This window comes from Limobrevibacterium gyesilva, from assembly GCF_025989185.1.
Taxonomy (GTDB): domain Bacteria; phylum Pseudomonadota; class Alphaproteobacteria; order Acetobacterales; family Acetobacteraceae; genus Limobrevibacterium; species Limobrevibacterium gyesilva.
Window position 1 is genome coordinate 219,652 of the sequence record NZ_JAPDNT010000004.1, and the last position, 15,961, is coordinate 235,612.

Sequence of the window (15,961 nt, forward strand, 5' to 3'; positions counted from 1 at the left end):
CGCTTGGTGTTAGTGATTTTCCGCAACCTGTTAGATTTCCAATCTGGAGCGCTGCATGGTCTTAAGTCCCGCTGACCTAATCCATCTGGCCAACCTGAAGGCCGCGCTGCAGGAGGAAAAGCAGGCAGCAAAGTTCGAACAGTTGGTGGCCGCCCTCATCGGTCGACTGCTCGGGGTCGGCGTTGCCGTGGCCAAGGCCAGTTTCCAGCACGGCGGCGACGCGGGCACTGCTGGGCGTCAGGGCCGGCGCCTGCGCATCGAGTGCAAGAAGTACGCGGACACGACCGACCTAAGTGATCGCGAACTACTGGGCGAGGTTGACCAGGCGCTGGACCGTGATCCTGCCCTGGAGGCCTGGATCTTGGCAGCCACCCGCGAAGCGCCCGAGCAACTCGAGCAGATGCTGGCTCAGAAGGCGCTGAGGATTGGCGTTCCGATCGTCATAGTCGATTGGAAGGGCAGTGGCGTCACCGCTCTGGCGGCGCTCTGCGCCTTCGCTCCCGACCTCGTTGAAGTGCTGTTCTCCGCAAAGGCCGCCGGCCACGCCCACGCGCTGCAGGCCGTCGCGGCCGACGCTGTCGAACGCCTTCGTCGCGACTTCCAGGCTTGGACCCTGGGTTTTGAAAGCCTTCGCACCCTGACTCACGGCCAGCTTCAGAATATTTGGACGTCTCCACGGGCCTCGGCGGCCGCGCTAAATCAGAACGCCGCAGGGGCGTCCGCCAAGCTGATCGCCCGACCGTCGGTCTCGTCGGCGCTCAATGCTTGGTGGTCGGGGTCAGCTACTGGCGATGCACCCGCCACTGTGCTGGGTCCACACGGCGTGGGCAAGACCTGGGCCACACTGGCCTGGTTGGTGGACAGTGCTGACGCACAACCTATCGTGCTGGTGATCGCCTCCTCCGCCGCCAAGGAACTAGTCTCTACTTCCGAACTCTCAGTTAAGCGCTTCCTGGCAGCGCGCCTCTATGAACTCTCCGGCGGCGTCCGCGACGTTGAACACTGGCTGCAACGCCTGGAGCATCTCCTGAAACGGCCGGCCGAAGAAGGTCCGGTGATGACGGTCTTCTTCGATGGGATGAACCAGGAGCCGTCCGTCCCCTGGATCGGCCTCCTCAAGACCCTGCAGGCCGCTCCTTTTGCAGGCCGGATCCGCGTGATCGTCAGCACGCGCAATTTGCATTTTGAGGACAAGCTCGGCCGCCTGCGCGGCCTGATCGTCCAGCCCGCCGAGACACCGGTCCGCGTATATGACGATGCGCCGGGCGGCGAACTCGATCAGCGGCTTGCCCTCGAGGGCCTGACGCGCGGCCAACTCCATTCTGACCTACTGGAACTGGCCCGTACGCCGCGCCTGTTCAATCTGGTGGTTCGCCTGAAGGATCGCCTGGTGGAGACGGGCGAGGTCACCCTCCACCGGCTGCTTTGGGAATATGGCCGCGACGCCTGGGGCGAACGGTCCGGATCATCCTTCAGTGAGGCGGACTGGCGCGCCTGGCTCAGCGAGATCGCCACGCGCTATCGAGACGGAGCCCGCAACTTCTCGATGAGAACCCTGGCCGAAACCGCCAGCCGGCCCGATTTGTCCGAGGGCGAGGTGTTCGCCCGGCTCAGCGACATCATCGATGGCCAGCTGACGACACCAGGACCGGGGGGTGTTCATCGCTTCAGACCGAATGTGGTCGCCCATGCGCTGGGCGCGGCGCTGTTGGCCCAACTCGGTGAGCGTGGAAACGTGCACTTTGATGAGCTCGACGCGGAACTGGCTCAGTGGCTCGACCCGATCGCCGGCTACGACGAGCGGGCGGAGATCCTGCGCGCGTCCGTCTCCATCCTGGTGGAGCTGGGCGAACCCGCCGCCACGCCGCTGGCCGGGGTCCTGGTCACCGCATGGCTCCAAACGCAGAACCTCACTGATGCCCACCGACAGGAATTGGCTGGCCTGGCGGTCCGTCTGCCCGGCGCCCTGCTGGATGCGATCGAACACTCGGCCGACTACTCCCAGGCCTCGACGCGCCTGTGGGCGGTCAACGCTCTGCGGACCATCCGTCGGCAGCCTGGTGAGGTGTTCGACCAACTCGTCGCCCGGTCCAGGGCATGGCTGAGCGAAGTGTCGCGCGACGTCCAGCCAGCCCATCGGACCTCGGAAGACATCGAACGCCACCGGGCCGCGCGATTTATGGATCGGGTCGGTATCGACAACTCGGGACCGATTCGAGTGCTGGGTGTCGATCTCATGCTGGTGGACCGGACCGACGGCGCGGTTGCCCAGACGGTCCCGTCGATCCTGGAAGGTTTTCCCCTGGCAGGAGCCTTACCGGTCTTCGAAGCCGCGGCTGTCGCTCTGGCTGCGGGTGGCCGGAGCCCTGCCTGGGATGGCCTCAAATGGCTGTGCCTACTGAACGAGGTTGATCCGGTGAAGACGACGGAAGCCCTGCGGTCGCTCTCGGCCTCGGTCGCAGCGCGGACAACCGAGCCCGGCATTAACGGCGCCCTGCCAGCCAGGGCCGCCGCATTGCTGCTGTGGCTGACCGGCGTAGAGGACGACGACGTCGCGGCCTCGGCGCTCGATCCCGGCCTCGACCGCATACTCACATACGAGACCGACTACCTCCCGAACCCGGGCCGCAGCGTCTTCACTCTGGAGCGACGCCATGCGGAGAGAGTGCTATGCGATACGAGCCTGCCGCTGCTATGGCGGGTCAAGCGAACGTGCGAGCTTTGGCTGGATCCGCACTTCGAACCGCCGGCGGCGTTCGTGGGCGAGGTACGGACCCTCGCCGCGTCCTTCGACGTCACGAAGCTCGACCACGGTGGCGGCGTCACGATCGAGGATCATAATTTTGAGATCTTCGAACTGGCCTTGGCCCGCTGCGCGGCTGAGCAGTTGGGCAAGATGACGCGCGCGAAACTCACCCAGGCCGATGTTCCCGCCGAGTCTCGTTATCGGCGCGCCATCAGAGCCGCCGAACACTTGATCCTCGCGGGCCCTGCCGAGGCGGCGGCGGCCCGCACGTTGCGATTGTCATCGCGCGAACTCCAGAGTGACAACGAGCTGTTCGCCTCCACTCAGCTCCTGCTGCTCGAACTTCAATCCGAGGGCGCAGCGCGCCAGGTCGAGGCTCTGATGGAGGCCCAGCTCCAGCATATTCTTCTCGATGTTGCCCGGATCCAACACCCGTTGACACGGGAAGAGGCTGAAGCGCTGCTTGCACGTTGGCGGACCGGCTCGCTGGCGCAGCGGAGCAATCTTATCTGCCTACTGCAGGGAGCCCCGATCGAGACAAGTGAACTTCTGTGGAACTGGTTGAAGGCGATCGCCGACGGACCTGAGGGTGAACTTCACGGAGTGGCATTCCGGGCGCTGGCGAGCGCAGACGGTGCTCGCTTTGGCCGCTCCCTACTGGCCCAAAGCTGGTCTTGGTCGCCGGGCGGGGACTACTGGGTGAACCACTACGGATCTGGGGCCCTCATCAAGGCGACCGCTGCGACACCTTTCGATCAGGTGGCGCCGAGCGTGGCGCCCTGGCGGCTGCTGGAAGCGGCGCGCGCCCGCGGCGAAGACCCCACCGAAGTGCGGTTGGCGGCTGATATCCTGAGCAGTGTGCTCGCTGCCGACGGCCTCGTTGCGCCCGATCCTGGCGCCCTCCTGACCATTGACCGGACGCTTGAGGTCGCAGGCCCCTGTGTTTTCTCGGTCACACCGATAGATGCGCAGCAGGACCCCGATGATCCCGCGGGCAACCTGCGGCGTGCCATGGATGCGGAGGCGCAGCTTGAAGCTCGGCGCCGCTCTTACGATACGGCGGTTGAACGAATCCGCCGAGCGCGAGCCTCGGGGGCGAGCCTCTATCTCGCTAACCTGGACACCGGGGACATGGTGCCGGTCCTGCGTTGCGCGTCCGACATCGTAGATCTTTGGCTGCAGGGCGCTGCCACGCAAACCGCCGACTTCCGCCGGCGTGTCATCCTCGCCGAGTCGGCCTTCCTGGCGCTCTGCGAAGCGCTCTTGCGCCATGACCCCGACCGGGGCGTCCTTCTCTGGCGCGGGCTGAAGCGCACCCTAAGCACCCGCTTCATCGGCGAGGCCAAGATCGACGATATGATCCACATGGTCTTTCGGGCGCCGACCACCCCGGCGCTCGCCGCCTTGCGCGAAGAACTATTGAGTCTGGAGCACAGCTGCACCGACAAGGATCTGTTCGACCTGGCGATCGCAGCCAGCCTGAACGGCGAGGGCGAGTGGCTGGCGGCCGTGATTGCCGCGGACTTGGCGTCACCGTTCGCCTGGCGGCGGAAACGGGCACTGTTTCTGGAAGGTCTCACCGCGGAAAATACCCTGCCACAGCCTCTGGCTTGGCCGGACGGTCCCCTTTCTACGTCATACGATGATCTGAGGCACCGCTCAGCGCGCTTTCGCTATTTGGAGGCCTGCGCCCACTATTGGTGGGGACGCTATTTGGCCGCGCCGGACGCCGAGACTGCTTATGCCACATGGATCCTTTTCGTTCGAGCCGCGGATCGGCGCGCCTGGGTCTGGGTTCAGCGAGACGCTGATGCGGTTAGCAATAAGGACGCGTTCCATGGCCTGAAGATGAGGCATGCGATAATCAATTACGATGGCCTCATTCGGTCGATGCAAAAGCACGAAGACACGCTTGAAAGGAGCTTTCTGCATCGCGCAGTCCAGAATGGCGTCGGTCCATGGGGCAAGGCGATCAGCTGACGATCAATTCCGTCAGTAATCCCTGCTTGCGTACGGGCAGCAGCGCGTATTCTGTCCAGGCGGTGGCGATATCGGTCACCACCAGTGTCTGGATAAAGCTGCCGCTCACGCTTGGGCCGCAGTGCGCCACCAGATCGGTTTCGAAGAACCCGGGGCGGATCCTGCCAGTCGGAAAAGGAGCGAATCGGCACGTTGTGGCGCACCGAGGCCGAAGGTAACGAGCGGCGGCGGGTTCAACCGCCCGATCGCCCTCTCATCTCACGCATGGCACGGCCGATGATCGCCGGGTTGATCGGCGGCTGGCCCCTTCGCACCTTGGAGGCGAGTTGCATATGGCCGTGTCGTTCCATCGCTTCGACCAGAATGGGAACCAGCTGCTTGAGCCACTTGCCGTAAATCTGATTGGGTCCCTCCCCGATCACGATGAGCGCCTTGCGCATTACGTCATCATAGACGCGGCGGCCTGGGCACGGATCGGGCCGCCGGTAAGGCGGGCCGCCGCCGAGCAGTGCGCTGCATGCTTCCGGTGGAAGCTGGTCACGGCGACTAACTCGTCCAAAATACGTCCCCGTTCGGCGCGATCGCCGCTAGCAGTTCGTTCCGTGTCGCGATGCTGGCCCGCCTCATCTTTGACCCCGCCACTTAGCTTCGATGGGTAACAAATCAGATGAGGCAGCAGGACGACCTTCAGCAGAATTTCAGACGAGGCACTCCGGCGTCCCGTATTGATTGTCACACTACGTCCCGAGGCACTTCATGATGTAAGTAAATTTGGATCGTGGGCGTGTCGTGGCTGGGTCCGCTATAACAAGGTTCTTTGATTCGATCTGATCACTGTTCGGACTGAGAAAGAGGCACGTACATGAGCGACAAATCACTGCGTTCAGTGAATCGCGCAGCGAAGCCGGGGTATGTGATCCCGCCGCATGGACGGGGTGCCCTCAGGCCGTTCCAACCGGGCCAGTCCGGCAACCCTGCAGGCAAGGGCGGTCTTTACCAAGAGGCCCAGCGTATTTGCCGTGAAGCCACGCCAGCCGCGGCGCGCAGGATGGTGGAGTTGATGAACAGCAAAGATGAGCGAGTCGCCTTGATGGCCGCGGACAAGGTGTATGAACGGGCGTGGGGCAAGTCGAAGGTCGCACCCGACGATGACATCGACCCAGCAGTTATCGAGCGGCGTCAAACTCTCCGCGCAGAATTGATGGACTTTCTACAGGAAATGGCGAAGCCCGAAGCCCTCAACCAGGCCGAAACGCCTGAGCGCGGTTGCGCACCCAGCCGCAGAGAGGTTCGCGGCACCGATACGGCCTCCGATCCGATTTCATCTGCGGAACGGACCCGTTAATACCGATCAATACACTCACTGTCCCATTACGGCGACGGTGGAGCGCCCCGCGCTGCTGGAGACGTTCAGGCGGTAGCCAGTGCGGGCAGGATTGTGCTCATAGGGGTGTTCTTGAGGCGGCATTATCGTGCTTGGCCCCTTCAGTCAGGCGGAAGATGAAGCCCCATTGAAGCCCCGAGCCGATCGCCTTCGTGACGGCCACGGCGATTCGACCGCCAACATATTGATTTTAATGGTGCCGACGCCCGGATTTGAACCGGGGACCTACTGATTACGAATCAGTTGCTCTACCGCTGAGCTACGTCGGCTAGCCTGAACCACAGGCCGGCTGCGATCATCCGTGCAGCCGATCGCGGCCATATACCGTCCCCTCGGCGCCACCGCAACTGCGCCGATCGGCCTATGCCGCCGGCGGAGACACTTGCTGCTTCGGCGGCGGCCTGCGGATCGCGCCGATCAGGCTGCGCAGCTCGGCCCGCGCGGCCACATGGCTCATGCCCATCTGGATGCCGAGGCCGGCCTCCTTCACATCCATCAGGGTCAGGCCTTGCAGGTACAGCTCGCGGAAGATCACCCGTTCGCCGAATCCCTTCACGGTGCGGAAGCCGATCCGCTTGGCCAGTGCCTCCAGCGCGGCGCCGACGTCGCGCTTGTTGCGCGCCTCGCTGGCACCCAGGCGGTTGCGCATCACGATCCAGTCGATCCGCCCGCGATCGCGCGAGAACCGCCGCTTGCGCGCCTCCCATACCATCTCGCTGTAGATGCTGGGATGCACCACCTCGTGGTTCTCGGGGTCGACCTTCGCCAGCATGGCGAAGTCCACGAAGCTGTCGTTGATCGGCGTCACCAGCGTGTCCGCCTGGGCGTGACCGAGGCGGCTGAGGAACGTGTCCGATCCAGGGCAGTCGATCACCACGATGTCGCAGCTTCGGCCAAGCTCACCCATCGCCGCCGCGAAGCGCTCGCTTTCCTCGGCCTCGGCGGCGGCGCGGCTATCGTTGTTGCTGCGATGCACGGCCGCCCGGCGCGGCAGCGGCAGGGCGATGCCGCGCCCCGCAGCGAACGCCTCGCGGGCCGCCAGATAGGCGGTCAGAGTGGCCTGGCGCGCATCCAGGTCGATGGCGCCGACGCGATAGCCGTCGCGCAGCAGGCCAACGATCAGATGCATGGCGCAGGTCGACTTGCCGGACCCGCCCTTCTCGTTGCCCAGGACGATCACCTGGGCGCGCTGCTCTACCGTGACGCTGGCCAACCCGATGCCGCCCCCCGACGCATTCAGACCGGGGTCGTTATGCCAACCCGCCCGCCTTGCGTCCATCGCCGGGCGGGCGGCCGGGGGCCTACCTGCCCGTCAGGATCCGCTCGACCAGCTGGCGCACGGTGGGGATGAAGCCGTTGCTGTAGAACGGGTCGGAGGCGAACCGGTAGGCATTATGGCCGGAGAACATCAGGTTGTGCTCCACCGCCTCCTCATCGTCGGCGCGGTGGGCGATGTCCTGCAGAGTCTTCTGGATGCAGAAGCTGCGTGGATCGGCCTTCTTGCCGTTGGAATAGTCCGGCTCGTGCTGCGCCCAGTTGGAGAAGCGGCAGGTGCTGAGGCAGCCCATGCAGGCCACCTGGTCGGCGGTGATTTCCTGCGCCTTCTCGGGGGTCACGAAGATCAACGTACTGTCCGGGGTGCGCAGCGCCTCGGTGTAGCCCTCCGCCTCCCATGACAGTACGCGCTGCAGGTCAGTGGGGGTGAGATAGACGGTGCGCTTGCGCGGGCCCACGCCGAATGTCGCCTGGTGCTCGCCGATCGCCTCGGTGGTGAACGCCACCTGGCGGTCGTTGCGGTCACGCAGCTCGTGGATGAAGCTGTTGTTCACTGCCGAGGAATAGAAGCCGGTCGGGCTGAACCGGTTGAGGAACACGTCCCCTTCCTTCAGCGTCAGCAGGCGGCGCTTCCAGGCATTGCCGATCGGGCTCTCCTGGGTCAGCAACGGGCGGGTGCCGAACTGGAAGGCGATCGGGCCCAGATCGGGGTTGTCGATCCAGTCCTCCCATTCCTCCAGCCACCACACGCCGCCGGCCATGATGATCGGAGTCTCGCCCAGGCCGAACTCGCGCATCAGCTTGCGCAGCGTCAGCACGCGCGGGAACGGGTCTTCCGGCTTGGTCGGATCTTCGCTGTTGGACAGGCCGTTATGGCCGCCGGCCAGCCACGGGTCCTCATAGACCACGCCGCCCAGCAGGGAGGCGGCCTTGTGATAGGCGCGTTTCCACAACGCGGCGAAGGCGCGGCCCGAGGAGACGATGGGGTAGTAGTGGACGTTGAATTTCGCGGCGATGTCGGACAGGCGATAGGGCATGCCGGCACCGCAGGTGATGCCGTGGATCAGGCCCTTGGCACCTTCCAGAATCCCGGCCGCGACACGCTCCGCACCGCCCATTTCCCACAGGATGTTGGCGTGGATGCGCCCCTTGCCGCCGGCGATGTCGTGCGCCCGCTGGGCCTGGATGATGCCGCCGTTGATGCCGTAGGCCACCAGCTCCTCATGCCGCTCGCGTCGCGTGCGGCCATGGTAGAGCTGCGGAATATATTTGCCGTTTTCGTCATAGTTGTCGGCATTGACGGCACTGAGCGTGCCGGCGCCACCGCCCGCGGCCCAGTGGCCGGAGGTGATGCCGTTGGAGATGGCAACTCCCTTGCCACCTTCGACAAGCGGCAGGATGTCCACGCCGCCCATGCGGATCGCATTGATCGCCTTCATGGTCCCCCACGCCTCGTCGTCACTATCGGCCGAACCAGCCCACCCGGTCCGGCCGAGGCGGGCTTTCGGCCCAATACCACACAAATTGTAATGGAAACGGCGCCCGCGTGCATCAATGCCGCGGGCGCCCCCCATCCTTACTCCGCGGCCGCTTCCGGCTCGCGGGGGTGGCGGTCGCCGCGCTCGCGGTCGCCCCGGTCCCGACCGCCCTCGCGCCCACCTTCACGGCCGCCGCCGGATTTCGGGCCGACCTTGTCGGTGATGTCCTCGCCGGTGGCCTGGTCGACCACCCGCATGGACAGCTTCACCTTGCCGCGGTCGTCGAAGCCCAGCACCTTCACCTTCACGGCGTCGCCCACATTGACCACGTCGGTGGTCTTGTTGACGCGGCCCTGGGTCAGCTCGCTGATGTGCACCAGGCCGTCGCGCGAGCCCAGGAAGTTCACGAAAGCGCCGAAATCGGCGGTTTTCACCACCTTGCCGGTATAGATCACGCCAATCTCCGGCTCGGCCACGATGCCGCGGATCCAGTCGATCGCGGCCTGCGCCTTCTCCGCCTCGCTGGACGCGATCTTGATGGTGCCGTCGTCCTCGATGTCGATCTTCGCCCCGGTCTGCTCGACGATCTCGCGGATCACCTTGCCGCCGGTGCCGATCACGTCGCGGATCTTCTCCTTGGGGATATTGATCACGGTGATCCGCGGCGCCGTGGCGGCCACGTCGTCGCGCGCCCCGGTGATGGCCTTGGCCATCTCGCCCAGGATGTGCAGACGGCCGTCGCGTGCCTGGCCCAGGGCCACCTGCATGATCTCCGGCGTGATGGACGTGATCTTGATGTCCATCTGCAGGCTGGTCACGCCGACCTCGGTGCCCGCCACCTTGAAGTCCATGTCGCCCAGGTGGTCCTCGTCGCCGAGGATGTCGGACAGCACGGCGTAGCCGCGGTCTTCCTTGATCAGGCCCATGGCGATGCCGGCCACCGGGCGCAGCAGCGGCACCCCGGCGTCCATCAGCGCAAGCGAGCTGCCGCAGACCGTCGCCATGGACGAGCTGCCGTTGCTCTCGGTGATCTCGCTGACGATGCGCAGGGTGTACGGAAACTTGTCCTTGGCCGGCAGCAGCGGATGCACGGCGCGCCAGGCCAGCTTGCCGTGGCCGATCTCGCGGCGGCCAGGGCTGCCCATGCGGCCGGCTTCACCCACGGAGTAGGGGGGGAAGTTGTAGTGCAGCATGAAATGCTCGCGGTACTCGCCTTCGAGCGCGTCGATCACCTGCTCGTCCTGCGCGGTGCCCAGCGTCAGCACGCACAGCGCCTGCGTCTCGCCGCGGGTGAACAGGGCGCTGCCATGGGCGCGCGGCAGCACGCCCACCTCGGCCACGATCGGGCGCACGGTCCTGGTGTCGCGGCCGTCGATGCGCAGGCCGGTGTCCAGGATGGCGTTGCGGACGATGTCCGCCTCCAGCTCCTTGAACAGTCCCTTCGCCTTCTCGGGCTCCAGACCCTCGGCGGCGAGTGCCGCGGCAGCGGCCTTCTTGGCGGCCGAGACCATCTCCTGGCGGACCTGCTTCTGCGGCTGCTGGTAGGCCGCGGTCAGCGGGGCGCGCGCCAGCGCGTCCACGCGCGCGGCCAGGGCCTTCTCCTCCTCGGAGGGCTCGGGCAGCGCCCAGGGCTCCTTCGCGGCCGCTTCGGCGAGCTCGATGATCGCCTGGATCACCGGCTGGAAATGGGCGTGGCCGAAGGTCACGGCGCCGAGCATCACGTCCTCGGCCAGTTCCTGCGCCTCGGACTCCACCATCAGCACGCCTTCGGTGGTGCCCGCGACCACCAGGTCCAGCTTCGTATTCTCAAGCTGGTCGGCGGTCGGGTTCAGCACGTACTGGCCATCGATATAGGCCACGCGCGCCGCGCCCACCGGGCCGAAGAACGGAATGCCGGACAGCGTCAGCGCCGCCGAGCAGCCGATCATGGCGACGACGTCGGGGTCGTTCTCCAGGTCATGGCTCAGCACCGTGGCGATCACCTGGACCTCGTTGCGGAACCCCTGCGGGAACAGCGGACGGATCGGCCGGTCGATCAGGCGCGAGACCAGGGTCTCCTTCTCGGTCGGGCGCCCTTCGCGCTTGAAGAACCCGCCCGGGATCTTGCCGGCGGCGAAGGTCTTCTCCTGGTAGTTCACGGTCAGCGGGAAGAAATCCTGGCCCGGCTTGGCGGTCTTGGCGCCGACCGCCGTGCACAGCACGATGGTGTCGCCATAGCTGACCATCACGGCGCCGTCGGCCTGGCGGGCGATCTTGCCGGTCTCGAGAACGAGCTTGCGCCCGCCCCAGTCGAGTTCCTTGCGGAAGTAGTTGAACATCACGTCAGTCCCTTGTGGCTGCGCGACGTGGCGGGCGATCAGGGGCGATCCGTAACTTCCGGTGCGGGAGACGGCGTCTCGGGCGGCATGGGGCGGACTGCACCCGACGAGGCCGGGATACAGCCGCGGTGTGGTCCGTGCCTGGCACGGGCCACGACCATGTGGCCGGAGGCGCCGTCGCAACTCCCCTCTTCAGCCGGGGGTGCCGGATCGGCCGTCTGTCATCCCGCCGCTGCCGCGGCGACCGGGGCGGATGCCCCGGCTTCGGCGTTACCCCGCACCACCATGGCGCGGGGACGCGCCGGAGACCGTCATATAGGGGCGGCCTCCGGCAAAACCATTGCTAGCGGCGCAGGTTCAGGCGCCCGATCAGGGCTTCGTAACGGCCCCGGTCCTTCTTCTTCAGATAGTCCAGCAGGCGGCGGCGACGGCCCACCAACATCAGCAGGCCACGGCGGCTGTGGAAATCCTTGGCGTGCGTCTTGAGATGTTCGGTCAGGTTGCTGATCCGCTCGGAGAGCAGGGCCACCTGGACCTCGGGGCTGCCGGTGTCGCCCGGCTGCGTGGCGTGTTCGCCAATGAGCGCCGTGCGGCGCTCCGCGGTGATCGACATCGGATGTACTCCTGGTTCGGGTTGAAGCGGCGCGCGGGCTACAGCAGCCGTTCGGGCTTCAGCATGCCGTCCTGCAGACGGCACAGCCCGATCACGCGGTCCCCCGCCATGGCGCGGGCCAATCCGCCATCGGGATCGGCCGCCCGTGGAATGCGGCCCATCAACGTGACCAGGCTGATCGCCTGGCCATGCGAGAGGCCGAAGGCTTCCGCCTCGGTCAAGGCCAGCGCCGGGATGTCGGCCAGCGCGGTCGCGACCGGAAGCAGGAAGTCCGGGGAAACGGGCGGGGTATCCTCCGCCCGGTGCAGTTTGTCCAGCATAATCGCCTGCGCTTCGGTGAACGGGCCCACGCGCAGGCGGCGCAGCGCCGCCACGTGGCCCACCGTGCCGCAGGCGATGGCGATGTCGCGGGCCAGGCTGCGCATATAGACGCCCTTGCCCGACTGCACCTCGAACACCGCCGTATCGGCGTCCGGGCGCTCGATCAGCTCGAAGCGGTCTACCCGGGCCGGGCGGGGCTCCAGCACCGGCGGCGCGCCGGCGCGGGCCAGGTCATAGGCCCGCTCGCCCGCCACCTTGATGGCCGAGAACGCCGGCGGCACCTGCATGATGTCGCCCAGGAAGGCGGGCAGGGCGGCGCGGATCTGTTCGTCGGTGGGGCGCACGTCCGAGGTCGCCGTGGTCTTGCCGTCGGCGTCGTCGGTGTCGCGCGCATCGCCCAGGCGCAGGGTGAAGCGGTAGACCTTGGTGCCGTCCATCACGTAGGGCACGGTCTTGGTCGCGGCACCGAAGGCGATCGGCAGCAGGCCGGTGGCCAGCGGGTCCAGTGTGCCGCCATGGCCTGCCTTCTGCGCGTCGAACCAGCGGCGCACGCGGTTCACCACATCCGTGCTGGTCAGTCCCTGCGGCTTGTCAACGATCAGCCAGCCGTCCAGGGGACGGCCGCGCGGGCGGCGATGGCGCATCTGGCGGGTTCTTTTAGTTGGATTTGTCGAGGTCGCGCGCCACTTCGGGGGCACGCAGCAGGGCATCGACATGCATGGCGTAGTCGATGCTGGTATCGGCCTGGAACGACAGGTCGGGGGCGGCGCGAAGGCGCAACGAGCGGGCGATGATGCCGCGCAGGAACGGCGCGGCCCGGCGCAGCGCCGGCAGCTTGTCGGCAATGTCGGACCGGCCCAGCCGGGTCACGAACGCGGTCGCCCGCTTCAGGTCCGGCCCGATACGCACTTCGGTGACGGTGATCTGCACGTCGGCGAGCTCCGGATCGCGGATCTCGCCGCGCAGGAACACCCCGGCGAGCACGTGGCGGATCTCTTCCGCCACGCGCAGCTGCCGCTGGCTGGGTGCCTTGGCCGCGTGATGCGTGGTGCCGTGCTTCAACCCGGCACCATCTCGATCTCGAAGCACTCGACCACGTCGCCTTCCTTGATGTCGCTGAAGTTGGCGAAGGACAGGCCGCACTCGTAGCCGCGGGCCACTTCCTTGACATCGTCCTTGAAGCGCTTGAGCTGGGTCAGGTCGCCGGAATGGATCACCACGCCGTCGCGCAGCAGGCGCACGCCGGCGCCACGCCGGACCACACCTTCCGTGACCATGCAGCCGGCGACCTTGCCGGCCTTGGTGATCTCGAACACCTTGCGGATCTCGGCGTAGCCCAGGAACTTCTCGCGGGCCTTCGGCGCGACCTTGCCCTTGATCAGCTTCTCGATGTCGTCGGCGACGTCGTAGATGATGCTGTAGTAGCGGATATCGACGTTCTCGCGCTGCGCCAGGTCACGCGCCTGGCTGGTGGCGCGCACATTGAACGCCACGATCACCGCGTTGGACGCCTTGGCAAGCTGCACGTCGCTCTCGGTGATCTGGCCGACGCCCGACAGCAGCACGCGCACCTTCACTTCCTCATGCGCCAGCTTCAGCACGGTGGCCTGGATGGCCTCGCTGCTGCCCTGCACGTCGGCCTTGATGACGACCGCCACCTCTTTCTGCTCGCCGGCCTGGATGCGGGCCAGCATCTGGTCGAGGGTGCCGCGCGCGGCGGTCATCACGCCGGCCGCCTTGTCGCGCAGCTTGCGCTGGCGGAACTCGCTGATCTCGCGGGCGCGGCTTTCGCTGTCCACGACCACGAACGGCTCGCCCGCGGTGGGCACGCCGGCCAGGCCGAGGATCTCGACCGGCGCGGACGGGCCCGCGTCCTTCAGCTGGCGGCCCTTGTCGTCGAGCATGGCGCGCACGCGGCCCCATTCGGCGCCGGCGACAACGATGTCGCCCTGCTTGAGGGTGCCCTTCTGCACCAGCACCGTGGCCACCGGGCCGCGGCCGCGGTCCAGCCGGCTTTCGATCACCGAGCCTTCGGCCGGGCGGTCGGGGTTCGCCTTCAGGTCCAGGATCTCGGCCTGCAGCAGGATCGCTTCCTGCAGCTTGTCGAGACCGGTGCGCTTGGTCGCGGAAACCTCCACGTCCTGCGTCTCGCCGCCCATCTCCTCGACGACGACCTCGTACTGCAGCAACTCCTGGCGCACCCGATTCGGGTTGGCGTCCGCCTTGTCCATCTTGTTGATGGCAATGATCAGCGGCGCATTCGCTGCCTTGGCGTGGCGGATCGCTTCCACGGTCTGCGGCATCACGCCGTCATCGGCCGCCACCACCAGCACCACGATGTCGGTCACGCTGGCGCCGCGCGAACGCATCGCCGTGAACGCTTCGTGGCCCGGCGTGTCGATGAAGGTGATCCGCTCGCCGGTGCCCAGCTTCACCTGGTAGGCGCCGATATGCTGGGTGATGCCGCCGGCCTCGCCGGCCGCGACATCGGTGGCGCGCAGGGCATCGAGCAGCGAGGTCTTGCCGTGGTCGACATGGCCCATGACCGTCACGACCGGCGGGCGCGGCTGCAGCTCGGTCTCGACGTCGACCGCGCCGACCAGGCCCAGCTCCACGTCGTCCTCGGACACGCGCTTCACGCGGTGGCCGAATTCCTGCACCACCAGCTCGGCGGTGTCGGCATCGAGGCTCTGGGTGATGGTGGCCATCACGCCGAGCTTCATCAGGGCCTTGATCACCTCGGGCGCACGGGCGGCCATACGGTTGGCCAGCTCCTGGACCGTGATGTTGTCCGGGAGAACGACTTCGCGCACGACTTTCACCTGATCGGAGCGCAACCGCTCCAGTTCCGCCTGACGGCGCTCACGTTCACGCTGACGGCGCACCGACGCGAGGCTGCGGACGCGGTCGTCCTCGCCCTCGATCGCGGCCTGCACGTCGATCCTGCCGGCACGGCGACGGTCGTCCACGCCCTTCTTGGGGGTAGCGACCTGTGGCTTGCGCGCGGGCAGGGCGGCGCCACCGCCGCCGGGGCGGCGGGCCGGGCGGGCCTCTTCGTCCTCTTCGGCGGCGCGCGCCGGCTTCAGGCGCAGTGTCTCGCCCGGCGGCGTCGCCGGCGGGGTCCCGGGAGCGGGGCGGGCCGGGCGGCGCGGTTCCTCGGCGCCGGTGCGCGGAGCCGCGGGAGCGGCACGCGCCACCGCCTCGGCTGCCTCGGCGGCCTTGCGGGCCTCTTCCTCGGCGCGGGCCTTGGCTTCTTCCTCGATCTTGCGACGGGCTTCCTCTTCGGCGGCCTTGCGGGCCTCCTCCTCACGGCGCCGCGCTTCCTCGGCGGCGGAGAGGATCGAAATCTTTTCCTGTTCGCGTCGTTCGGCCTCGCGCCGCGCGGCGTCGCGCTGCTGCTCCAGCAACGCACGCTGACGGGCGGCCAGTTCGGTCTGCGTCAGCGCACGGCCGGCGCCGGCGGGCGGGCGGCCCACCGTGCTGGGCGGGCGCGCCGCAGGGGCGCCACCGCCGATCGGCGGCGCCACGGGGGCAGGGGCCGCGGAGGCAGGGGTCGGGCCGGGCGCACGCTTCTTGCGCACCTCCACCTGCACCACCTTGGACCGGCCGTGGCTGAAACTCTGTCGTACGGATCCGGCATCCACGGTGCGGCCAAGTTCCAGACGGCCCGCTGGCCGCAGTGAAAGCCGGCTCTTGCCCGCGTCCTGATCGTTGCCTTCGCTCATCTACTCGCCTGCACCTTCATCCGCATTTCTGGCACCTGACCCGTCCGGATGCCCCGGAGGATCGCCAATCCGCCCGCCATGGCCGGGCGGTGAAGTCCTTTCGCGGCGACGTGCCGCGCCG

General features: G+C 67.0%; 10 protein-coding genes and 1 tRNA gene. 2 read left to right on the forward strand and 9 right to left on the reverse strand.

Annotated features, from left to right (window positions below; all coding sequences use genetic code 11):
* The first annotated feature begins 55 nt into the window (after positions 1–55).
* Positions 56–4,726, forward strand: a complete 4,671-nt coding sequence (locus OL599_RS08905) for a hypothetical protein (RefSeq protein WP_264713344.1) — start codon at positions 56–58, stop codon at positions 4,724–4,726.
* Positions 4,727–4,959: 233 nt separating this feature from the next.
* On the opposite strand, the gene OL599_RS08910 is transcribed toward OL599_RS08905, so the two are convergent.
* Complete coding sequence (locus tag OL599_RS08910) at positions 4,960–5,166, reverse strand: hypothetical protein (protein WP_264713345.1); 207 nt, start codon at positions 5,164–5,166, stop codon at positions 4,960–4,962.
* A gap of 422 nt (positions 5,167–5,588) precedes the next feature.
* Between OL599_RS08910 and OL599_RS08915 the strand changes: the two genes are divergently transcribed.
* Positions 5,589–6,071: a hypothetical protein gene (locus OL599_RS08915; RefSeq protein ID WP_264713346.1), complete on the forward strand. Its 483-nt coding sequence runs from the start codon at positions 5,589–5,591 to the stop codon at positions 6,069–6,071.
* A 233-nt stretch (positions 6,072–6,304) separates the two neighbouring features.
* On the opposite strand, the gene OL599_RS08920 is transcribed toward OL599_RS08915, so the two are convergent.
* The 8 genes from OL599_RS08920 to infB form a co-directional block, all read right to left on the reverse strand.
* Positions 6,305–6,379: transfer RNA gene (locus tag OL599_RS08920), tRNA-Thr, on the reverse strand.
* Between the two features lie 92 nt (positions 6,380–6,471).
* Entirely contained in the window at positions 6,472–7,323 is an 852-nt protein-coding gene (locus OL599_RS08925) for a division plane positioning ATPase MipZ (protein ID WP_264713347.1), read from the reverse strand.
* Between the two features lie 88 nt (positions 7,324–7,411).
* On the reverse strand, positions 7,412–8,824 hold the full coding sequence (locus tag OL599_RS08930; RefSeq protein ID WP_264713348.1) for an NAD(P)H-dependent flavin oxidoreductase: 1,413 nt from the start codon (positions 8,822–8,824) through the stop codon (positions 7,412–7,414).
* 137 nt (positions 8,825–8,961) lie between these two features.
* Positions 8,962–11,181, reverse strand: coding sequence for a polyribonucleotide nucleotidyltransferase (gene pnp, locus OL599_RS08935; RefSeq protein WP_264713349.1), 2,220 nt, complete (start codon positions 11,179–11,181; stop codon positions 8,962–8,964).
* A gap of 343 nt (positions 11,182–11,524) precedes the next feature.
* Positions 11,525–11,794: a 30S ribosomal protein S15 gene (gene rpsO / locus OL599_RS08940; RefSeq protein WP_264713351.1), complete on the reverse strand. Its 270-nt coding sequence runs from the start codon at positions 11,792–11,794 to the stop codon at positions 11,525–11,527.
* 38 nt (positions 11,795–11,832) lie between these two features.
* Complete coding sequence (truB, locus tag OL599_RS08945) at positions 11,833–12,759, reverse strand: tRNA pseudouridine(55) synthase TruB (protein WP_264713352.1); 927 nt, start codon at positions 12,757–12,759, stop codon at positions 11,833–11,835.
* Between the two features lie 13 nt (positions 12,760–12,772).
* Positions 12,773–13,177 (reverse strand): 30S ribosome-binding factor RbfA, encoded by a 405-nt coding sequence (gene rbfA / locus OL599_RS08950; RefSeq protein WP_264713353.1) that lies wholly within the window; start codon positions 13,175–13,177, stop codon positions 12,773–12,775.
* On the reverse strand, positions 13,174–15,840 hold the full coding sequence (infB, locus tag OL599_RS08955; RefSeq protein ID WP_264713354.1) for a translation initiation factor IF-2: 2,667 nt from the start codon (positions 15,838–15,840) through the stop codon (positions 13,174–13,176). Before infB ends, rbfA begins: the two co-directional genes overlap by 4 nt.
* Between the last annotated feature and the right edge of the window lie 121 nt (positions 15,841–15,961).